The 20,756-nt window shown below is 66.0% G+C and carries 15 protein-coding genes; 9 read left to right on the top strand and 6 right to left on the bottom strand.

What is annotated here, in order from left to right; genetic code table 11:
* Nucleotides 1–9: 9 nt before the first annotated feature.
* The 3 genes from FHT19_RS12905 to FHT19_RS12895 form a co-directional block, all read right to left on the bottom strand.
* Complete coding sequence (locus tag FHT19_RS12905) at nucleotides 10–702, bottom strand: phosphatase PAP2 family protein (protein ID WP_248290443.1); 693 nt, start codon at nucleotides 700–702, stop codon at nucleotides 10–12.
* A 156-nt stretch (nucleotides 703–858) separates the two neighbouring features.
* Nucleotides 859–2,235, bottom strand: coding sequence for a HAMP domain-containing sensor histidine kinase (locus tag FHT19_RS12900; RefSeq protein WP_248290442.1), 1,377 nt, complete (start codon nucleotides 2,233–2,235; stop codon nucleotides 859–861).
* Nucleotides 2,236–2,245: 10 nt separating this feature from the next.
* Nucleotides 2,246–2,956: a response regulator transcription factor gene (locus FHT19_RS12895; RefSeq protein WP_248290441.1), complete on the bottom strand. Its 711-nt coding sequence runs from the start codon at nucleotides 2,954–2,956 to the stop codon at nucleotides 2,246–2,248.
* Between the two features lie 144 nt (nucleotides 2,957–3,100).
* Between FHT19_RS12895 and FHT19_RS12890 the strand changes: the two genes are divergently transcribed.
* Nucleotides 3,101–4,774, top strand: a complete 1,674-nt coding sequence (locus FHT19_RS12890) for a family 43 glycosylhydrolase (RefSeq protein ID WP_169475431.1) — start codon at nucleotides 3,101–3,103, stop codon at nucleotides 4,772–4,774.
* 9 nt (nucleotides 4,775–4,783) lie between these two features.
* Here FHT19_RS12890 and FHT19_RS12885 read toward each other — a convergent pair whose 3' ends face one another.
* The 3 genes from FHT19_RS12885 to FHT19_RS12875 form a co-directional block, all read right to left on the bottom strand.
* Nucleotides 4,784–6,358, bottom strand: a complete 1,575-nt coding sequence (locus FHT19_RS12885) for a sulfotransferase (RefSeq protein WP_169475430.1) — start codon at nucleotides 6,356–6,358, stop codon at nucleotides 4,784–4,786.
* Nucleotides 6,359–6,408: 50 nt separating this feature from the next.
* Nucleotides 6,409–7,290, bottom strand: a complete 882-nt coding sequence (locus FHT19_RS12880) for a sterol desaturase family protein (protein ID WP_168557129.1) — start codon at nucleotides 7,288–7,290, stop codon at nucleotides 6,409–6,411.
* A gap of 125 nt (nucleotides 7,291–7,415) precedes the next feature.
* On the bottom strand, nucleotides 7,416–9,863 hold the full coding sequence (locus FHT19_RS12875) for a TonB-dependent receptor (RefSeq protein WP_348981791.1): 2,448 nt from the start codon (nucleotides 9,861–9,863) through the stop codon (nucleotides 7,416–7,418).
* Nucleotides 9,864–10,595: 732 nt separating this feature from the next.
* Between FHT19_RS12875 and FHT19_RS12870 the strand changes: the two genes are divergently transcribed.
* The 8 genes from FHT19_RS12870 (at nucleotide 10,596) to atzF (ending at nucleotide 20,700) form a co-directional block, all read left to right on the top strand.
* Nucleotides 10,596–11,678 (top strand): putative urea ABC transporter substrate-binding protein, encoded by a 1,083-nt coding sequence (locus tag FHT19_RS12870; RefSeq protein WP_169475429.1) that lies wholly within the window; start codon nucleotides 10,596–10,598, stop codon nucleotides 11,676–11,678.
* Nucleotides 11,679–11,752: 74 nt separating this feature from the next.
* A complete protein-coding gene (locus FHT19_RS12865; RefSeq protein WP_168557127.1) occupies nucleotides 11,753–12,568 on the top strand; it encodes an ABC transporter permease subunit in 816 nt (271 codons plus the stop codon).
* Complete coding sequence (locus FHT19_RS12860; RefSeq protein WP_169475428.1) at nucleotides 12,565–13,356, top strand: ATP-binding cassette domain-containing protein; 792 nt, start codon at nucleotides 12,565–12,567, stop codon at nucleotides 13,354–13,356. The genes FHT19_RS12865 and FHT19_RS12860 overlap by 4 nt, the downstream gene beginning before the upstream one ends.
* A 16-nt stretch (nucleotides 13,357–13,372) precedes the next feature.
* Entirely contained in the window at nucleotides 13,373–13,852 is a 480-nt protein-coding gene (locus FHT19_RS12855; RefSeq protein WP_168557125.1) for a CopG family ribbon-helix-helix protein, read from the top strand.
* A complete protein-coding gene (locus FHT19_RS12850; RefSeq protein WP_169475427.1) occupies nucleotides 13,849–14,688 on the top strand; it encodes an urea amidolyase associated protein UAAP1 in 840 nt (279 codons plus the stop codon). The genes FHT19_RS12855 and FHT19_RS12850 overlap by 4 nt, the downstream gene beginning before the upstream one ends.
* Nucleotides 14,689–14,705: 17 nt before the next feature.
* The gene (locus tag FHT19_RS12845) at nucleotides 14,706–15,344 is read left to right on the top strand and encodes an urea amidolyase associated protein UAAP2 (protein WP_168557124.1); all 639 of its coding nucleotides are present in this window, start codon (nucleotides 14,706–14,708) and stop codon (nucleotides 15,342–15,344) included.
* Nucleotides 15,341–18,937 (top strand): urea carboxylase, encoded by a 3,597-nt coding sequence (gene uca / locus FHT19_RS12840; RefSeq protein WP_169475426.1) that lies wholly within the window; start codon nucleotides 15,341–15,343, stop codon nucleotides 18,935–18,937. Before FHT19_RS12845 ends, uca begins: the two co-directional genes overlap by 4 nt.
* Complete coding sequence (gene atzF / locus FHT19_RS12835) at nucleotides 18,934–20,700, top strand: allophanate hydrolase (RefSeq protein WP_169475425.1); 1,767 nt, start codon at nucleotides 18,934–18,936, stop codon at nucleotides 20,698–20,700. Before uca ends, atzF begins: the two co-directional genes overlap by 4 nt.
* Nucleotides 20,701–20,756 lie beyond the last annotated feature (56 nt).

Below are 20,756 nucleotides of genomic sequence, written 5' to 3'. Positions count from 1 at the left end.
GGAAAGGGTTTACGGCCGGGGCCATTCGGCGCGCGCGGCAGCGACCATGGCGGCCAGGCGCGGATCGGTAAGCAGGGCTTGGGCAGCGGCGGTGGCCATGCCGTGGCTGGCTTCCACGTCGCTGGCATAGTGGACGCCGCAAATTTCGCGGCTCAGGCCATAATCCTGCGCGCGGGCCATCACCGCGGCAGCATGGTCCGGGGTCAATTGCGCCAGGGTCCAGGCCGTGGCCCAGGCGAACGCCGCGTGCCCGCTGGGATAGGCTTTCAGCGCGTTTTCACCCTTGCCGCAGTGGGGCAAGGCAGGATCGACCATGAACGGCCGCGCGCGACGGAAATGGTGCTTGGCCTGCGCGACCACGCGTTCCACCTCATCCTGCACCAGCGTCAACAGCGCCATGGTGTGGGGCAGCTTGGCCAGGTCCTGGCCCAGCGCCTGGTCGAAGATCGCCGGTTCCTCGTGCTTGCCGTCCCAATCGGCCTGTTCGCGCCGCGCCGGCGGTGTGGCGGCAATCAGCGCGCGCAGGCGATCGAGATCGAGCCGCTCCTCCACCGAACCAGGTGCGGGCGGCGGGGCAAAGGCGTGGGTGGGCGCAAAGACCTGTGCCGAAAGCCAGCGCGGCGCCGGATCGGGCGCATCGGCTGCATCGGCAGCGGGCACGGCCAGGCAGGCAGCCGCCAGCGCGGCCGCGGACCGGAACATTCGCATCGTGTGAAACCCCATGGGCGCCGGGGCCATCCCCTTGCGCCTGCCGTCCCGCTAGGCAGCGGGCATGACAGTTGTGCGACAAGCCCGGGGGCCCAGCCGCGATTCCCCGCAACATTGCAAATTGAGAATGTTGGAACCCGTTGCGGCCTTTCAACCGGGGAAGGTCATCCGCACTTCCAGCCCCGGCGCATTGTCGGCCAGCGCCAGAGTGCCGCCGTGAAAGCGCAGGATTGCCTGGGCGATCGACAGGCCAAGGCCGCTGCCGCGCCGCCCGGCGCTTTCCGCCCCGCGTTCGAACGGGCGCACCACGCGGCTGCGATCGGCCGCCCCCAGGCCCGGGCCATCGTCGGCCAGGATCACCACGGCGCCGGTGTCCGCGCGCTCCACCCGCAGGGTGGCGGTGGTGCCCGGTGGCGTGTGCGTGGCCACGTTTTCCAGCAGGTTGACCAGCAACTGGTTGACCAGGCCGGCATCGGCCCGCACCACGGCATCGTCCAGGCGGGTAAGCCGCAAGGTGCCGCCATGATCGGCCAGCACGGGCTCCATCGTTTCGGCCACATCGGCCACCAGATGCCCCAAGTCCAGCGGCGCAACCGCCGTGGGATGGCGGCCGGACTCAAGTTCTGCCAGGCGCAGCAAGGCATCGAAAATCGCGATGACCGAGGCGCATTCGCGCTCGGCCCGCTCGATCAGGCCATCGCTTTGCGCCTCGTCACCGGGCCGGGCAGCGGCGAGCAACCCGCGCAGCCGGGCCAGCGGCGTGCGCAAGTCGTGCGCCAGCGCGCTGGAAAACTGGCGCTGCGCATTGACCAGCTCCGCCATGCGATCGAGCATGCGGTTGAGGCTGGCCGCCTGCTCGGCAAACATGCCGTCCAGCCGGTCGGTGGCAATGCGCCGGGAAAGATCGCCCCTGGCAATCGCGTCGGCGGCGGCCTGCGTCTCGGCCAGGCGCAAGGCGGTCTGCCGGGCGAACAGCGTGGTCACCGCCAGCCCCGCCAAAAGCGCGCAGGCAAAGATCGCAAGCACCATCCAGGGCAGCATGGCTTGCAGGCTTTCGGCCGCTTCGCTGTGCTGCACCACGGCGAACAGCGCGCCGTCGGGCAGGCGCGTTGCGAGCGCCCGTCCCTTGTGCACCACATGCGCGCGGCTGACATAGCGGACTTGCGAAAAGCCTTGCGGCGGTGGCGGAATGCGCAGGCGCCCGGCCATCAACCGGCCATCGGGGGCGAACAGGATATAAGTGCGCTCGCTCAAGGCCTTTTGTCGTTGCCACGCCTCGATCCGCCCGGCCACTACGGCACTGCTGGCCACCTGGCCGTGCTCGGCCGCCAGATACTTGGCGCTGTGATATTCCAGCGCGTCGTCGATGCGGCGGGAAATACGCTGTTGCGCCACCAGGAAGACCACCAGGCCCATTGCCAGCATGGCCAAGGCAAACAGCGTGCCGAACTGGATCGCCAGGCGCCCGATGCCCGGGCGCGCAATGCCCAGTCGCGCCATGGCAGAGGGGAAAAGGCGGCCCTTCACGTGCGCGGCTTCAGGCACACAGGCCGCTGCGCAGCACATAGCCATGGCCGCGCTGCGTTTCGATCGGGTCGATGTCCAGTTCCAGCAATCGCGTGCGCAGCCGGCTCATGTTGCTTTCCACGATGTTGGTCGTGGGGGCAAAGGCATAGCCCCAGACATGCTCTAGCAGCATGTCGCGCGTCACCACTTTGTCGGCGTGGCGCATCATGTGCGCCAGAAGCGAATAGAGCTTGCGATTGAGCAGCGCCTGCCGCCCATCGAACCCCGCGCAGTGGCGCGAGGGATCAAGCACCAGGCGCCCTACCGCCAGGCCCGCGCCTTCGGGTTGGACCGGGCGGCGGCGGGTGATGGCGTTGAGCCGGGCAAGCAGTTCTTCCATGGCAAAGGGCTTGGCCAGGTAATCGTCGCCGCCCGCTTCCAGCCCCTCGATCCGGTCGGCCAGCGAACCCAGCGCGCTCAACACCAGCACCGGGGGCCGCGCTTCGCCCGCCGCGCCCAGTGTGTTCAGCGCGCGCAACACCTCGAGCCCGCCCAGATCGGGCAGCATGCGATCGAGCACCACCGCATCATAGCGGCCCCGCGCCATGCAATCGAGCGCCGCCTGCCCGGTGGCCGCATGGTCGGCCGATCGCCCGGCACCACGCAACCCGTTGAGGACATGGGCCGCAATCACCGGATCGTCTTCCACCACCAGGCAATGCATCGCCACACCCTCACGCAAAGCGCAGGGATTACGGCAGCAATGTTGCAACAGGGTGACGAACCACGCGGCCTGCCGGCTTTGGCGCTGGCGCGTCTGCGCGCTTGCCAAGCGGCGCACCTCGCGTCTAAAGTAGAGTATAAGTTCTAATTAGGAGAGGCTTTGATGGAATCCCGCCGTGCCGCGATCAAGATCGCGCTTGCCAGTGCCGCCGCGGCCTGTTGCACCCAGGGCACGCGGGCCATGGCGGCCCCTGGCGGCCGCAGCCAGGCTGCCGACGCCGCGATCCCTGGCGCGACCGGCGCCCCTGTCTGGCCGCGCGGAATCGAAGGCCAGCGCAAGGCTGATCTGGGCAACGGCTTCTATCTCAACCCGATTCTCTCGGGTGACTATCCCGATCCGTCGGTCCTCAAGGACGGCGACGATTACTACATGACGCATTCCTCGTTCGATGGGGCGCCCGGCCTGCTGGTCTGGCATTCGCGCGACCTGGTGAACTGGCGCCCGCTGGGGCCGGCGCTGGCCAAGCCACTGGGCACGGTCTTTGCGGTCGACATCGCCAAGCACGGCGATCGCTATTTCATCTATATCCCTTTCATGAAGGCGCCGTGGTCGCCGCCGTTGCGTGGCTTTGCCAATATCTACGTGATCCATGCGCCATCGATGGAGGGTCCGTGGAGCGAACCGATCGACCTGGGCGTGCAGGACCTGATCGATCCCGGCCACGTGGTGGGCGAAGATGGGCAACGCTATCTATTCTTCAACGAAGGCAAGCGCGTGCGCCTGTCCGCCGATGGCCTGGCCACGGCCGGCCCGGTGGAAAAGGCCTACGAAGCCTGGCACTATCCCGATGACTGGATCACCGAGGCGTGGTCTCCCGAGGGACCCAAGCTGTTCCGCCGCGGGCCCTGGTTCTATCTGGTCAATGCGGTGGGCGGCACCAGCGGCCCGGCCACCGGCCATATGGTGGCTGTGGCGCGCGCGCGCTCGGTCAACGGTCCGTGGGAAAATTGCCCGCACAATCCGATCGTGCGCGCCCGTTCCGACGCAGACCTGTGGTGGTCGCGCGGCCATGCCACCTGCGTGGAAGGGCCGGGCGGGCAATGGTACATGGTCTATCACGCCTATGAAAACGGCTATCAGACGCTGGGCCGGCAGACCCTGCTCGAACCCATCGCGTGGACCGACGATGGCTGGTTTCGCGCCACCGGTGGTGATCTGTCGCGGCCCCTGCCCAAGCCTGCCGGCATGGCAGTGCCCCACGGCATGGCGCATTCCGACGATTTCCAGCACGAGGCGCTCGGCCGGCTGTGGACACTCTATGCCAGTGCGCCATCCGACAGCGCGCGGGTGCGGATTGCCGACAAGAGCCTGGCACTCCAGGCCAAGGGCAGCGGCCCGCACGATGGCACGGTGCTGACGCAGCAAGTGGGCGATCGCGCGTTCGAAATCACCGTGGATGTGGAGCTGGTGGGCGAGGTGCAAGGCGGGTTGCTGCTGTTCTTCGATGACCGCCTCTTCCTGGGCATGGGCCTGGATGGCCAGCGCATGATCACCTATCGCGGCGGCAAGGCGGCCTATTGGCAGGAACCCGCCCCGCCTGCACGGCGCATGCAGTTGCGCATCACCAGCGCGGACCAGGTGGTGACGTTCCACTACAGCCTCGATGGCCGCACCTGGACGCGCCACGCGGTGCGCACATATGTGGCCGGCTATAATGCCAACACGATGGACAATCTGTTGAGCCTGCGCCCCGCGCTGTTCGCCGCCGGCAAGGGCCAGGCCGTGTTCCGCGCGTTCCGTTACCGCGCGCTCGATCCTGCTGCGCCGCCGGCCTGAGCCGCACGCTCAGGTAATGGTGATGCCCTCGCCGGCAAAATAGGCGGCCACCGGGGCCAGCGCCGCTTCGTGCCGTTTCCATCGCGCGAGCGCATCGCGGTAGAGCGGCCGGCGGACCTGGGCCGCGCTGGGCGTGGACACCGGCGCGGCATTGCGATGGAAATCGAGGCAGGCGGCATCCCATTCCAGGCCACAGTGTTCCAGCATGCGGCGCGTGACGCCTTCCTGGTCGGCCACCAGGTCTTCATATTGCACGTCGAGAATCCGGCCCGGCAGCGCCTGGTGCCAGAACGCCATCAGGCGGTCGAAGCGCACGTAATACCGCGCGATGTCCATCAGGTCATAGCTGTAGTCGTAATAGCGCGAGGTGATCGCGAAGAGGTTGCGAAAGTTGCTCAGCACCGTGTCCATGGGATGGCGCCGAAGGCATATGATGCGCGCGTTGGGAAAACAGCGGGCCACTATCCCGGCATAATGAAAATTTCCGGGAAATTTATCGACAAAGCGCAGATTGGGATTGCGGCGGTGGTGGTGCGCGCGCGCGAGGTAATCGTGGCCCACGGTGCCCAGATCGGCCTGTGCCAGGGCTGCGATGGTTTCGGGATCGAGCACGGTGCGCGTGCGCGTGCCCGCCGCGTGCTTTACGGCCAGGGGCATGGCCTGCAGTTCGCCCGCGCTTTCCACTTGCGCGTGTGAAGACGCGATGCGGTCGACCAGCGTGGTGCCGGTTCGCGGCATGCCGATCACAAAGATCGGCGCCTCTGCGGGCGGCGCGGAAACGCGCGCACGCGCCAGCGCCGGCCACGTGGCCACGATCGCATCGAAATTGGCCGCGTCCGTCTCGAAACGATAGGGCAGCCGGGCGCGATGCTCGGCATTGGCTGCTGCCAGCGCGGCAAACGCGGCTTGGTCTTCGCCCAGATCGTCCAGTTCCTTGGCCAGGGCATAGCCCAGCAGCAAGCGATCTTGCGGGTCTTGTGCGGCCGTCAAGCGCGCGCGCAGGCGTGGCACATGGTTGGCGCCCGCGCTGTGCCGCTTGAGGCTGGCAAGCAGATGGTGCGCGCGGGCGTGGCCCGGCGCGAGCGCCAGCAACGCTTCGAGCGCGGCCTCTGCCGCATCGACCGCGCCCACGAAATTGAGCGCGGCGGCGTAGTTGTAACGGTATTCGAGATTGTCCGGCTCACCCGCCACGGCATGCGCAAAGTGGGGCAGCGAAGCAGCGTGATCACCCAGGCGTGCATAGACGCAGCCCATGGTATCGCGGCTCAGCGCATCATCGGGCAGCGCGCCTTCGGCATCGGCCAGCACTTGCGCTGCCGCGCTGTCCTCGCGCGTCATGATCAGCAACCGCGCCAGTTGCGCGCGGTACTCGCCTTGCGGATCGCGCGCTACGGCCGACACGATCTGCGCGATGCCATCGCGCACCTGGCCCACGCCGGCCAGCGCCAGGCCCAGCAGGAATTGCGCCTCGGCGTGATCGGGCGCCACGGCCAGAACGGCCTGCGCGGTGCGGGCCGTGGCGGGCAGATCGCCACGCGCAAGAGCTTGGCGTGCCGCAGCGATCCCAGGGTCGGTCAAAGTCATTCCGCGCTGTGCCATGTTCGGCACGGCCGTGGCAAGCAAAGCGCCCCGGTTCAGCCCCGCACCTCTTCGCGGCGCTCGCGGCGCGCCTTGATCGCGTCGATCACAGGCACGAAGGGAAACAGGAACTGCTCCTTGATCGACAGCCGGCGGCGCTCGTCCTGGCCCACCAGCACGCCCTCGCCCTCGCGATAGGTGCCCAGCACGCGATCAATCAGGATCATCGAGTTGGCATAGTTGCAGCGGGTTTCTTCATAGCCGACAGAGTGGTGCAGGCTGTGATGGCGGATCGTGGTAAAGAAGAACGAATAGAACGGCGGCGGATCGGCACGCACGTTGGCATGGGCAAAGCCGGCGACCACGTTGCCCACGCTCGCCGCACAGAGGATCGCCACCGGGCTGAAATCGAGCAGCGCGATCACGCCCAGGCTGATCAGGAACAGCTCCAGCGGATTGCCGACATAGCCCTTGAGCGCGTTGAGCTGGGTGATGTGGTGATGCGGCGCATGGGTGAGCCACAGCGGATGCCAGTTGTGCATCGCGCGGTGCATCCAGTACTGGCCGAATTCGAACAGGAAGAAGATCAGCGCCACTTGCGCCAGGAACGGCATTTCCCCCAGCCACGGCGTGGCCAGGCCGACGCTGGCCTTGGCCGCCTTGAGCGGGGAATCGGCAAAGTATTCGGTGGCCCAGGAAATCACCGTGGAACTGAGCACGACATAGAACGAATCCGTCCAGAACTCGCGCCAGTTCATGCGCCAGCCCTCGTGACGCTCGAACAGCCATTCGAGCAGCAGCAGCCAGGCAGAAATGGCCGTGGCCATGATCGTGAGGGTCCAGGGATAATCGACCACGCTTTTGGGCGCAAAGGCCCAGAACAGCACCACCGCCACAAGCGTGGCGGGCGGGATCAACCCGGTCAGCCGCTGTTTCATGTCTGTCCCATCCATTCCAGTTGCTTGCTCAATCTGGGATCGCGGAGAAAATCGCAGGTGCACATCGCGTGGTGGCCCAGCCCCTTGCGCACCGTCGCGCATCGGAGCCGGGCCCGATCACGGCATCACTTGTAGTGGAACGTCATTTCAAGCCCGACGCGGCGCGGCGTCAAGACACCATAGGCGTAATAGCGCTCCACCACACCGGTCCGCGTGCGATTGTAGGAACTGCGGTCGTTCTCGACCGCCGTGACGGCATACTTGTCGAAGATATTGTCGGCGTAGACGCCAATGTCGAACATATCGCTGTGATAGGTAACCGAGGCGCGGTGCGTGGTATAGGCCGGGATAACCTCGCCATTGCCGCGCAGGCCGACGCGGGAATAGATGTTGCCGGTATAGGTCGTGGCCCAGCTTGCCTCGATATCCTTCCCGTCGCCCAGCGGATAAGTATAGGTCGCCCCCAGACTGCCGGCATGCTTGGTGGAGCCGGGCAGGCGATCGCCGGCATAGGCATCGTAATTGACGCCGCTGCTGACCACGATCCCCGGCGCGTCGGCTGTCAGGTGCGCATCGTTGTAGGAATAGGTGCCATCAATCGTCAGGCGCGGCGTGATCTTGAGGTGGCTGGAAAAGTCGATGCCCTTGGAAACGGCAGTGCTGCCGTTCACGGTAATGCCCACCGCGCCGTTCACCGTCTGGCTGGGCACCTGCACGCCCGACCAGGTGACGATGAAGCCGCTGAGCGTGAATTGCAGCTTCTTGTCGAACAGCGCGCCGCGCAGGCCCAGTTCGCGGTTGCGCGTCTTGTCCGGACCGAACGACAGCTCGTTGGGCAGCGCGCAGACATTCTGCACATCCGGGTCAAGCGGCAGCACGCAAGGCGCCACGCGGTTCACGTTGCCGGTGCGATAGCCGGTGCTGTAGGTGAAATAGGCCATGAGATCGGGGCTGAACTTGTACGAGGTGTTGGCTTTCCACACGAAGCCATCGTCACCCGTCGCGCCCGACTTGATGCGCTGCGGGGCAAAGACCACCAGCGGATAAGGCGTGTAGCTGCTGAACAGCGGCGTATCGGTGCCGCCTTCGGCAAAGGCGTCATACTTGAAATAACGCAACCCGCCGGTGACCTGCCAATCCTTGGTGATGTGGAACGTGCCTTCGCCATAGACCGCCTTTTCCTTGGTGCGGGTGTTGACGAACGACATGTATTCCAGATTGTCAGGGCGATAGATGCCGGCAAACTCGGGATAGCCGGGCACATATTCGCGATACTGCGACCCATAGCGCTGGTTGTTGTAGAACCCGCCGATCACCCAGCTGAACGGGCCGCCGTGGGTCGAAACCAGGCGCACTTCCTCGTTGAACTGGCGATACTTGGCCGTGGAGCGGTTGTACGACGAGAAGTTGGGGAAGGCTTCATAGCCATAGTCGAGGTCCAGCAGCAGGTCGGTATTGTCGCGCTGGGTAATGATCGTCTGGTTGGTGAACGCGGTCGTCGCCACCAGCTGGGCCACGTCGAACAGGTTCACGTTGAATTCGGCCGAATAGAGATCCGACTTGCGGCTGGTCGGTTCGAGATAGCGCCACGGCGCTTCGTAATTGCCGGTGCCCAGCACGCCCGCGCCATTGGCCTGGCGGCCGCCGGTCTTGGTGATCTGGTGAGCATACGTCAGGTAGAGCTTGAAGTCCGGGCTCGCCTGCAGCAGCAACTGGTTGCGCGTGGTGAAGGTGTGTTCGTAGTTCACATCCTTCTTGGAATAGAAGTTGGCTGCCCGCTGCGAGGCGCTGCCGAATGACGCATCCGATGCATCGGTGCCGCGCACCGGCTGCGGGTTGGAAACGCCCGGTTCGCGCAGCAGGTAGTTATAATCGATGAAACCGGGATTGTCGTAATAGCCCACCGTGCTGCGCAGCGCGATGTGGTCCTTCACGATCGGGATGTTGACGGTGCCATCGGCATTCACGCCAGCCTGGCTGCTGTGGCTTTCGCCAAACCAGCGGCCATGCAGGTCTACCGTGTAGTGGTCCGTATCCGGGCGCTTGGGCATGTAGCGCACTGCGCCGGCCAGCGTGCCCAGGCCATAAAGCGTGCCCTGTGGCCCCTGCAGCACTTCGACGTGATCGATGTCGAGCAGCTTGAGATCGAGGTAGAGCGGCACTTCGCCCAGGTAGACGCCCACCGCGCTGTTGGCATTGGCGCCTTCGACGCTGGAATCGCCCGAATTGATGCCGCGCAGCACGATCTTGCCGGAAGAGCCAGGGCCGGTGTCCGACACCGTCATGCCGGGGGTGAAGGCCGAAAGCGACTTGATGTCGTCGATGCGCTGGCGGGCGAGTTCCTGGGGGCTGACCGCGCTGATGTTGATCGGCGCATCCTGCAGCGTGGTGGCGCGCCGCGTGGCCGTCACCACGATGTAGTTGGCGTCAGGCCCGCTGTTGGCATCCGCGCCAGCATCGGCCCCGGCATCACCAGCCGGCGCCGCCTGGGCGTGGGCCATGGCTGGCATCGCAGCACAACCGAGCAGCATCGTGGCGCCCAGCAGGTTCGTTCGGAAAGATCGCTTGGTCACTTCAGCCCCTCGTTTTGTTATCAGAAAGCCTGCGCTCCGTGACATCCCCTCCCAAGGGATCAGCCCGTTTGCCGGGCACGCACCGGCCGATTGCCGGCCTGGCACCTTGCATCGCGTCGTTGACAAGAGGGGTCGGGACTGCGGACCTTGCCAGATGCGGCGTGCCCCTGCGCCAAAGGCGCAAGGCCGCCTCGCCGCGAGGCGTGTGGAAATCCGCAGACTGTCCCATTGCCAAGCCGCGACTGGCTTGGCCAAAGGTGACCCACTCGTTGTGTTTTTATTGTGTCGCCCTGAACTATCGACATCCAACACGGTACCGATATTACATATTCGGTCAAGCGTAATAATTTTCGTGTCGTTCAGTATGATTCACCCACAGGAAACATACCGGAAAGTGCCGATTTTCTCGCACTTGCGGCACGCGCCTGCCGGGCCAGACCGGCTTCTGACCAAGTGGTCATCGCATTGCCGCTGCATATTCGCGCTTGATTCGCGAATCGCGCATGCGCAAAGTGTGATCTCGGCGGGGGCGCAGATCGGCGCCAGTCTCGCGAAATGCCTTTGATAACGGCGCTTGCCGCCAGAGCCCGGCTCCTCCCTGCGCGATGCCAGTGCCCGCAGGCGGCGATGTCACGCCGATCGGCCGTTATTACAAAAATGCAGATGTGTAATATTTGCCATGGACAAGGGTGCGCTTTGCAGCGATGGTGCAGTGCGAAAGGGGCGCGAATCATGATGAAGATGATTGGCACGGCGGGTAAGATCGCACTTCTGGCAAGCACGCTGATGATGGCGTCATGCTCTTCGGCACCCGATGCCGGGGCGGCGAAGAAAACCGAATTCAACATCGGCTGGTCTATCTATGCCGGCTGGATGCCCTGGCCCTATGCCCAACAGGCGGGCATTGTAAAGAAATGGGCCGACAAGTACGGCATCAAGATCAATATCGTCCAAGTAAACGACTATGTCGAGTCGGTGAACCAATACACCGCCGGCAAGTTCGATGGCGTGACGGTCACCAACATGGATGCGCTGACCATTCCTGCCGCCGGGGGCAAGGATACCAGCGCGATCATCGTGGGTGACTATTCCAACGGCAACGACGGTGTCCTGCTCAAGGGTGCCAATTCGGTTGCCGCGCTCAAGGGCAAGCAAATCTATCTGGTCGAGCTCTCGGTGTCGCACTACCTGCTCGCTCGTGCCCTCGGTTCCGCCGGCCTTTCACTCACCGATGTCAAGACAGTCAATACGTCGGACGCGGATATCGTGAGTGCCTTCTCGAGCCCCGACGCCCAGGCAGCGGTGGCCTGGAACCCGCAGCTTTCGGTCATGCGTGGCCAGGCCGGTGCCAATCAGGTCTTCTCCTCGGCGCAGATTCCGGGCGAAATCCTCGATCTCCTGGCGGTCGATACCAACACGCTCAAGGCCAATCCCGCGCTGGGCAAGGCACTGGCGGGCATCTGGTATGAAACCATGGCGCTGATGAAGCGCCAGGACGAACAGGGCCGCCAGGCGCGCGCCGCGATGGCCAAGCTTTCGGGCGCCAGCCCCGAAACCTTTGACAAGCAGCTGACCACCACGTTCCTCTATGATCAGCCCGCCGCCGCCGTGGCTGCGGCGGACAGTCCCGCGCTGATCACCACGATGACGCGGGTGCGCGATTTCAGCTTTTCCAAGGGCTTGTTCAAGGGCGCCAGTTCGGCCGATGCGGTCGGGATGGCGTTCCCCGGTGGCAAGACGCTGGGCGATCCGGCGCACGTGACGCTGCGTTTCGATGAAAGCTTCATGAAATTGGCCGCCGCCGGCAAGCTTTGACATCGGGCGGCGCCTGCGTGCGCCGCCTCATCCTCTGGCCGCGTCGATCGGCCGTTGCAACAGGGATGCACACCATGCGGTGGGTCAACCGAAACATGCGCCGCAACGACAGGATGATCGCCGGCGCCCTGCCGATCCTGGCCTTGCTGGTGGTCTATCTCGTCCTGGCGGCGCAGCGTCACGCGCTCAACCCGTCGGACAAGATCCTGCCCCTGCCCGATGCCATGGCGCGCGGTCTTTCGGCCCTGCTGTTCCAGGCCGATCCGCTGTCGGGCCACTTCCTTTTCTGGACCGACACGCTGGCCAGCCTGGAACGCCTCGGCCTTGGCCTGGGCCTTGCCACGCTGGGCGCGCTGGTGGCCGGCCTGGTGCTGGGCGTGCTGCCGCCGGTGCGTGCCACGCTCGGGCCGCTGGTCACCGCCATCGCCGTCATCCCGCCGATCGCGCTGCTGCCCATCCTGTTCATCGCGCTGGGCCTGGGTGAAACGGCCAAGGTGGCGCTGATCGTGGTGGGGATCGCCCCGGCGATGATCCGCGACATCACCGACCACATCGCCAGCCTGCCGCGCGAACAGATCATCAAGGCGCAGACGCTGGGGGCCAGCAGCTGGCAGATCATGATCCGCGTTGCCCTGCCCCAGGCGATGCCGCGCCTGATCCAGGCGGTGCGCCTGGCGCTTGGGCCTGCATGGGTCTTCCTGATCTCGGCAGAAGCGATCGCGTCGGACACCGGGCTTGGCTATCGCATCTTCCTGGTGCGGCGCTATCTCTCGATGGATGTGATCATTCCCTATGTGGCGTGGATTGCGCTGTTGGCCATCGCCATGGACTTTGCCCTGTCCCAGGCAAGCCGCCGCGCCTTCCCCTGGGCCTATGGAGCAAGCCATTGACCACGCTCCTTTCGCTTCGCAACGTCTGGGTTGAATTCGGGGACAAGATCGTCCTGGAAAAGATCAACCTCGATGTTGCCGCCGGCAGCTTCGTTTCGATCGTCGGTCCCTCGGGCGCGGGCAAGAGCAGCCTGCTCCGCCTCGTGCTGGGCCAGGAAGTGCCCACGCGCGGCACGATCAGCCTGGACGGCACGGTCCTGCCGCCCGAATGCGGCCCCGATCGCGGCGTGGTGTTCCAACGCTATTCGGTGTTCCCGCACCTCACCGCGTTGCAAAACACCATGTTCGGCCTGGAATGTGCGCAATCGCCGCTGCTGGCCCGCCTGTTCGGCGCCGCCCGCCGCGCCGCGCAGGAAGAAGCCACCGCAATGCTCGAAGCCGTGGGGCTGGGCGATGCGCTGCATCTCTATCCCGCGCAGCTTTCGGGCGGCATGCAGCAGCGCCTGGCAATCGCCCAGGCCCTGCTCAAGCGGCCGCGCATCCTCTTGCTGGATGAACCGTTCGGCGCGCTCGATCCGGGCATCCGGGCCGACATGCACTTGCTGATCCGCCGCTTGTGGCGCGAACATGCGCTGACCGTGATCATGGTCACGCACGACATCCGCGAGGCGTTTTCGCTGGGCACGCGGGTGCTCGCGCTCGACAAGCGCCGCCACGATCCCCACGCGCCGCACCGCTATGGCGCCACCGTGGTCTATGACCTGCCGTTGCGCCCGCGCGAAGACGACGAGGCCGCACCTGCCCAGGCCGAAGCAGAACAGGCACCGCCGCAAAGGTTTGCCGTATGACGAGAGAGAACCGCCCATGAGCAGCGAGACCGCCACGCTCGCCCGGTTGAGCATGAGCTTGCCGGCAGACTTGTTCCGCAAGCTCGACATGATGGTGGAAGAACGCCAGTTGCCCTCGCGCTCGCAACTGATTGCCGAACTGATCCGCCATGCCCTGGCCGAGCACGAAGCCCTGACCCGCCCCGACGAGATGCTCGCCGGCACGGTCACCCTGGTCTATCGCGGCGACCGCGGCCGCGTGCGCCACCAACTGGCGCAGACCCAGGCCGATTACCTCAAGGAAGTTATTTCGGCCCAGCACGTCTTCCTGGAAGACGACCAGAGCCTGGAAGTCCTGCTGGTGCAGGGCCCGGCCGTGCGGCTCAAGGAACTGTCCGACGCGCTGCGCCGGGTGCGCGGCGTCCAGCAACTCGAACTTGTCACCACCACTGCCCTGCTGCCGCCGATCTATGTCCAGGACGACGGCAAGGACGCATCCGATGGAGCGGCCGCATGACCGATACGCTCGTTACATCCCCCCTCGCCAACCCCCATGCTGCGCGCGATCACGCCCGCAGCATGGGCGGCACCGTGGTGGAAACCATGCCCGTGCTGCCGCCCAAGGCGGATGACCTGCCCCAGGGCGTGGCCCCGGCGGACCTGTTGTGGGAAGAAACCATTGCCGCGGGCGGCTATGCCACGCGGGTTCTGGCGCGCGGTACGCGGCTGCGCCTGATCGACACGCGCGGCGATGCCTGCGCCGGGCTGCAAGTGTTCAACGCCGCCATGCCCACCGAGCGGCTCAACGTGGCCGATACGGTGAAAGTGCAGTGGAACGCCTATCTCGGCGCGGGCAAGCTCCTGCTGTCCGACATGGGCCGCGTGCTGCTGTCGATCGTGGAAGATGGCGCGGGCACGCACGATTGCTTTGCCGGCACGTCCAACGCGGCCACCAATGCCGCCAAATATGGCGAAGGGCGCAACAGCGGTGCCCATCCCAACGGGCGCGACCGCTTTCTACTCGGCGCGGCCAAGCACGGCCTGACGCGGCGCGACGTGCACCCGTGCATCAACCTGTTCAAGGGCACGCGGATCGAGGAAGACGGCACGATCACCCCGCTGGTCGGCCCCTTTGCACCGGGGCGCGAGATCTTGCTGCGCGCGGAAATGGACGTGATCGTGGTGATCGCCAACGTGCCCCACGTGCTCGATCCGCGCGGCGAATATACTGTCACCCCGCTGCGCGCCACGGCCTGGCGCGGCCCGGTGACGCTGGGCAACGATCCCATCCGCAATGCGACGCCCGAAGGCCTGCGCGCCTTCCTCAATGTCGAAGACTATTTCCGCCGCTGAGCAAAGGACGGATACCCATGTCGAGCGATCTTCATCTCGCCGGGCTGCCGGCCACCATCGTGCACGACGAGATCGTGCCCGCCCGCGCGCCCTGGCTCTACCATGTTGCCAAGGGCCAGACGCTGCGCATCGTCGATCTGGAGGGCAACCAGGCGGTCGATTTCCTGCTCTATAGCGCGGCCGACGATGCCGAACGCTATTCCGCGCAGGATACCGTGGCGGCACAAGGCAACCTGTTCCTGCGCACCGGCACCGTGCTGCGTTCCAACGAAGGGCGCGCGATGATGACGATCACGGCCAGCGCGGTGGAATATCACGACACGATCGGCGGGGCCTGTTCGTGCGAATCCAACACCTTGCGTTATGGTCATCACACCAAGTCGCAACATGCCTGCGTCGAAAACTTCCTTGAGGCAAACCTTTGGGAAGGGCGCGGCAAGCGCGACATCGTTTCCAACATCAACTTCTTCATGAACGTGCCGGTGGAAGCCGATGGGTCGCTGGGCATTGTCGATGGCATTTCCGCGCCGGGCCTGACGGTGGACTTGCGCGCAGAGATGGACGTGATCGTGGTCGTGTCCAATTGCCCGCAGATCAACAACCCCTGCAACGCTTTCAATCCCACCCCCGTGCGCATGATCGTGGCCGCTGCATGATGTTCGATACCGTTCTCATCGCCAACCGCGGCGCCATCGCCACCCGCATCATCCGCACGCTGCGCCAGATGGGCCTGCGTTCGGTGGCGGTCTATTCCCAGGCGGACGAAGGCTCTGCCCACGTGGCCCTGGCCGACGAGGCGGTGTGCATCGGCCCGGCGCGCGCCAGCGAAAGCTATCTCAACATTCCCGCGATCATCGCGGCGGCGAAGGCAACCGGCGCCGGGGCGATCCACCCGGGCTATGGCTTCCTGGCGGAAAACGTCGACTTTGCCGATGCCTGCGCGGCCGAAGGGATCGTGTTCATCGGGCCGACGCCCGATAACATCCGCACTTTCGGGCTCAAACACAGCGCGCGCGACCTGGCCAAGGCCCACGGCGTGCCGCTGGCGCCGGGCACGGACCTTTTGACCAGCGAGGAAGAGGCAGTCGCTGCGGCCGCCACGATCGGCTATCCGATCATGCTCAAGGCCACGGCTGGCGGCGGTGGCATCGGCATGCGCGTGTGCGAGGGCGAGGCCGACGTGCGCGAGGGCTTTGCCACCGTGGCCCGCCTGGGGCAGAGCAATTTCGGCGATGCCGGCGTGTTCCTCGAACGCTACGTGCGCCGCGCCCGCCATGTCGAAGTGCAGATCTTCGGCGACGGCGAGGGTCGCATCGTCGCCCTGGGCGAGCGCGACTGCTCCCTGCAACGCCGCAACCAGAAAGTTGTGGAAGAAGCCCCTGCCCCGCTGCTGCCGCAATCCGTGCGCGAGGCGCTTTATGACGCGGCCATCCGCTTGGGCCAGGCGGCGCGCTACCGCTCCGCCGGCACGGTGGAATTCCTTTATGACGCCGATGCCCAGGAATTCTTCTTCCTGGAAATGAACACCCGCCTTCAGGTCGAACACGGCGTCACCGAAGAGGTCATGGGTATCGACCTGGTCGAATGGATGGTGCGCGGCGGCGCGGGAGACTTTGCGTTCCTCGATACGCCGCCCACCGTGCCGAGTGGCCATTCGGTGCAAGTGCGGCTCTATGCCGAAGATCCCGCGCTCGATTACCGGCCCACTTCGGGCACGCTGACGGCGGTGGAATTTCCCGCTGACATCCGTACCGAAACCTGGGTCAGCGCCGGCACCGAAGTGAGCGCCTGGTACGATCCCATGCTCGCCAAGCTGATCGTGCATGGCCCCACGCGCGAGGCGGCGGTGGCGGCGATGCAGGAGGCGCTGGCACGCGCACGGGTCGACGGGATCGAGACCAACTTGCGCTGGCTGCGCCGCGTGGTGGCAAGCGAGGCCTTCGTCACGGGCGCCGTATCCACCCGCGTGCTCGACGCGATCACATTCGTGCCCGACAGTTTCCGCGTGATCAGCGGCGGCACCGCCACCACCGTGCAGGATTGGCCGGGGCGCCAGCACTTGTGGGCCGTGGGCGTGCCGCCATCGGGCCCGATGGACGACCAGTCGTTCCGCCTGGGCAACCGCCTGCTCGGCAATCCCGAAGGCATGGCGGGCCTGGAAATGACTCACACCGGGCCGACCCTGGCGTTCACCGCGCCGGCCCGCATCTGCCTGACCGGGGCCGATTTCGGTGCCACGCTCGATGGCCAGGCCGTGCCGCTGGGTGAGGCGGTGGACATTGCCGCCGGGCAGACTCTGGCCATGGGCCGCACGCGTGGCGGCGGCATGCGCGGCTATCTGCTGATTGCCGGCGGGCTCGATATCGCGCCCTATCTGGGCAGCCGCGCCACGTTCGAGCTGGGCCAGTTCGGCGGCCATGCGGCCCGGCGCCTGGTGGCGGGCGATGTGGTTCATCTGGGCCAGCAGGATACCGCCGCGCCGCTGCCCGCCGTGGCCCTGCCCGCGATGGGCAACGAATGGACCCTGCGCGTGCTTTATGGCCCGCACGGCGCGCCCGATTTCTTCACCGATGAAGATATCGCCATGGTCGTGGGCGCCGATTGGCAAGTGCACTACAATTCCAACCGCACCGGCGTGCGCCTGATCGGCCCCAAGCCGCAATGGGCCCGCGCCGATGGCGGCGAGGCGGGGCTGCACCCCTCGAACATCCACGACAACCCTTATGCCATCGGCGCGGTGGATTTCACCGGCGACATGCCGATCATCCTGGGCCCCGATGGGCCGTCGCTGGGCGGGTTCGTCTGCCCCTTCGTGGTGATCGCGGCAGACCGCTGGAAGATCGGCCAACTCGTGCCCGGCGACCGGTTGCGTTTCGTGCCGGTGTCCATCGCCGATGCCCAGGCGGCCGACGCGGCGCAACGCGCGCTGGTGGAAGACGGCACCGTGCCCGCTCCCCGCCCCGCGCGCGAGATCGAGACACTTTCGCCGATCCTTGCCGAAATCGCCGCGCAAGGCGCGCGCCCGCGCACCGTCTATCGCCAGCAGGGCGATCGCAACATCCTGGTCGAATACGGGCCGATCACGCTCGATATCGAGCTGCGCATCCGCGTGCACGCCTTGATGACCGAGCTGGAGCGCATGGCCCTGCCCGGCGTGATCGACGTGGTGCCCGGCATCCGCTCGCTCCAGGTCCATTTCGATGGCCTCGGGCTCAACCAGCAGGCGATGCTCGCCGCGCTGATCGCGGCGGAAGAGCACTTGGGCGACTTGGAGGATTTCACCATCCCCTCGCGCATCGTGCACTTGCCCTTGAGCTGGCGCGATCCCGCAACGATCGAGACGATCGAGAAGTACATGGGCGCGGTGCGCGACGACGCGCCGTGGTGCCCGGACAACATCGAATTCATCCGCCGCGTCAACGGCCTGGCTGATGCAGCGGCGGTCGAGAACCTGATTTTCGAGGCCAACTACCTCGTCATGGGGCTGGGCGATGTTTACCTGGGCGCGCCGGTCGCCACCCCGGTCGATCCGCGCCATCGCCTGGTCACCACCAAGTACAATCCGGCCCGCACCTGGACCCCGCCCAACGTGGTCGGCATCGGCGGCGCCTATATGTGCATCTATGGCATGGAAGGGCCCGGCGGCTATCAGCTGTTCGGCCGCACCATCCAGGTGTGGAACACCCACCGCCAGACAGACGCCTTTATCGAGGGCAAGCCCTGGCTGCTGCGCTTCTTCGACCAGATCCGCTTCTATCCGGTCAGCGCCGAAGAGCTGGTGGAATGGCGCCGCGATTTCCCCACCGGGCGCCGTTCGATCCGGATCGAGCCATCGGAATTCCGCCTGGCCGATTATCGCCAGTTCCTCGCCGACAATGCCGCCGAAATCGCCGCGTTCGAAGCGCAGCGCGTGGCCGCTTTCGATGAAGAACGCGCTGACTGGCAGCGGCGTGGCGAATTCGACCGCGTGACCGACCTGGCCGATGCCGATGCCCCGGTCGCCGGTAGCGTTGACGTGCCCGATGGCGCGGACTTGGTCGAGGCGCCGTTCGGCGGCAGCGTGTGGAAGCTGCTGGTTGCCGAAGGCGATGAAGTGAAAGCCGGCGATACCATCGCCGTGCTGGAGGCGATGAAGATGGAATGCGCGGTGGAAAGCCCCGGCAGCGGCGTGGTCGCCGCGCTCTACATGCAGGAGAAACAGGCCCTGCAACCCGGTGCCCCGATGCTCGCGCTGCGGAGGCACGCATGAGCGCGCCGCGTCTCTCCGCCAGCAACCTGGCCGCCGCCGTCCACGATGGCGAAACCACCGCCCACGCGGTGATGGAACAGACCCTGGCGCGCATTGCCGCCTATGAGGCGGTCCAGCCCCAGATCTGGATCAGCCGCGCCGCGCCCGAAACGCTGCTTGCCAAAGCTGCGGCAGTGGACGCGCGCGTCGCGGCGGGCGAGCACTTGCCACTGGCCGGCGTGCCCTTTGCCGCAAAAGACAATATCGACGTGGCCGGCCTGGCCACCACGGCGGCCTGCCCGGCCTTCGCCTTCGATCCGGCGGCATCGGCCACGGTGGTGGCGCGGCTGGAAGCGGCGGGCGCGATCTGCGTTGGCAAGACCAACCTGGATCAGTTCGCCACGGGCCTCGTCGGCACGCGCAGCCCTTATGGCATTCCGCGCAATGCCAGCAACCTGGCTTATGTTTCGGGCGGCTCCAGCTCCGGCTCGTCCATTGCTGTGGCGGCGGGCCTGGTGCCCTTTGCGCTGGGCACCGACACCGCCGGATCGGGCCGCGTGCCCGCCGCGTTCAACCACCTCGTGGGCATGAAACCCACCAAGGGCCGCTGGTCCACCTCGGGCCTGGTGCCGGCCTGCCGCTCGCTCGATTGCATATCGGTGTTCACGGCCGATACGGCCGATGCGCGTTTGGTCGATCATGTCGTGGCCGGCTATGACGCGGCTGATCCGTGGTCCAAGTCGCTGGCCGACAAGCCCATCGCTGGCCGGGTCATCGGCGTGCCCAAGCGCCAGCAGCGGCAATGGTTCGGCGACGCGGAATCCGAATATTGCTATGATCGCGCGCTGGAAAACCTCAGCCAGATCGGCACGCTGGTGGAAATCGACTACGCCCCGCTGCAGGAAGCGGCGCAGTTGCTCTATGGCGGGCCATGGGTGGCAGAGCGCACCGCCGCGCTGGCCACGTTGCTGGCGGAAAATCCCGGCGCGATCGATCCCACCGTGCGCGCCGTGGTGGAACCGGGCTTGGACAAGAGCGCGGTGGAGCTGTTCAACGGTATCTATCGCCTGGCCGAATTGAAGCGCCATGCCGACCAGCTGTGGGACGAGATCGACGCGCTCGCGTTCCCCACCACCGGCACCGCCTATCGCGTGGCGGAACTGGCGGCAGCGCCCATCGCGCTCAACAGCAACCTTGGGTTCTACACCAATTTCGTCAACCTGCTCGACATGGCCGCGCTCGCCGTGCCGGCCGGCGTGAGGGCCAACGCCACCGGCTTTGGCATTACGCTGATCGGCCCGGCCGACAGCGACCGCGCGCTGCTCGATCTGGCCGACGCCTATCTCTCGGTGGCCAATCTGCCACCCCCACCCCCGCTCGATCTGGAGGGCAAGATGCAGACCGTGAAACTCGCCGTTGTCGGCGCGCACCTGAAAGACATGCCGCTGCACTGGCAATTGACCAGCCGCAACGCGACGTTCGTGGAAGCGACGACCACCGCACCCAGCTACAAGCTCTATGCCATGGCCGACAGCGTGCCGCCCAAGCCGGCGCTGATCCACAGCGATGATGGCGCGGCCATCGCCGTGGAGGTCTATGAATTGGGCGTGGCCGAATTCGGCAGCTTCACCGTGGAAGTGCCCGCACCGCTGGCCATCGGCACGGTAACGCTGGCCGACGGCAGCAGCGTCAAGGGCTTTGTCGCCGAACCGCGCGCGATTGCCGGGGCGCAAGACATCACCGCGCTGGGCGGCTGGCGCGCCTTCATCGCCCAGAAGGTCTGATAGCAAACACCGCGTCACCCCGGACCTGATCCGGGGTCCCGCTTCTTTCGGGCGGC

The sequence above is a fragment of the Novosphingobium sp. SG919 genome (assembly GCF_012932495.1).
Classification (GTDB): Bacteria; Pseudomonadota; Alphaproteobacteria; order Sphingomonadales; family Sphingomonadaceae; genus Novosphingobium; species Novosphingobium rhizosphaerae.
This window is presented reverse-complemented; position numbering and strand designations above follow the sequence as displayed.

Coding starts and splice junctions, on each gene's coding strand:
- FHT19_RS12855 (WP_168557125.1), top strand. CDS start 13,373: ATGAGCAGCGAGACCGCCACGCTCGCCCGGTTGAGCATGAGCTTGCCG.
- FHT19_RS12880 (WP_168557129.1), bottom strand. CDS start 7,290: ATGAAACAGCGGCTGACCGGGTTGATCCCGCCCGCCACGCTTGTGGCG.
- FHT19_RS12890 (WP_169475431.1), top strand. CDS start 3,101: ATGGAATCCCGCCGTGCCGCGATCAAGATCGCGCTTGCCAGTGCCGCC.
- atzF (WP_169475425.1), top strand. CDS start 18,934: ATGAGCGCGCCGCGTCTCTCCGCCAGCAACCTGGCCGCCGCCGTCCAC.
- FHT19_RS12905 (WP_248290443.1), bottom strand. CDS start 702: ATGTTCCGGTCCGCGGCCGCGCTGGCGGCTGCCTGCCTGGCCGTGCCC.
- uca (WP_169475426.1), top strand. CDS start 15,341: ATGATGTTCGATACCGTTCTCATCGCCAACCGCGGCGCCATCGCCACC.
- FHT19_RS12870 (WP_169475429.1), top strand. CDS start 10,596: ATGATGAAGATGATTGGCACGGCGGGTAAGATCGCACTTCTGGCAAGC.
- FHT19_RS12885 (WP_169475430.1), bottom strand. CDS start 6,358: ATGACTTTGACCGACCCTGGGATCGCTGCGGCACGCCAAGCTCTTGCG.
- FHT19_RS12845 (WP_168557124.1), top strand. CDS start 14,706: ATGTCGAGCGATCTTCATCTCGCCGGGCTGCCGGCCACCATCGTGCAC.
- FHT19_RS12865 (WP_168557127.1), top strand. CDS start 11,753: ATGCGGTGGGTCAACCGAAACATGCGCCGCAACGACAGGATGATCGCC.
- FHT19_RS12850 (WP_169475427.1), top strand. CDS start 13,849: ATGACCGATACGCTCGTTACATCCCCCCTCGCCAACCCCCATGCTGCG.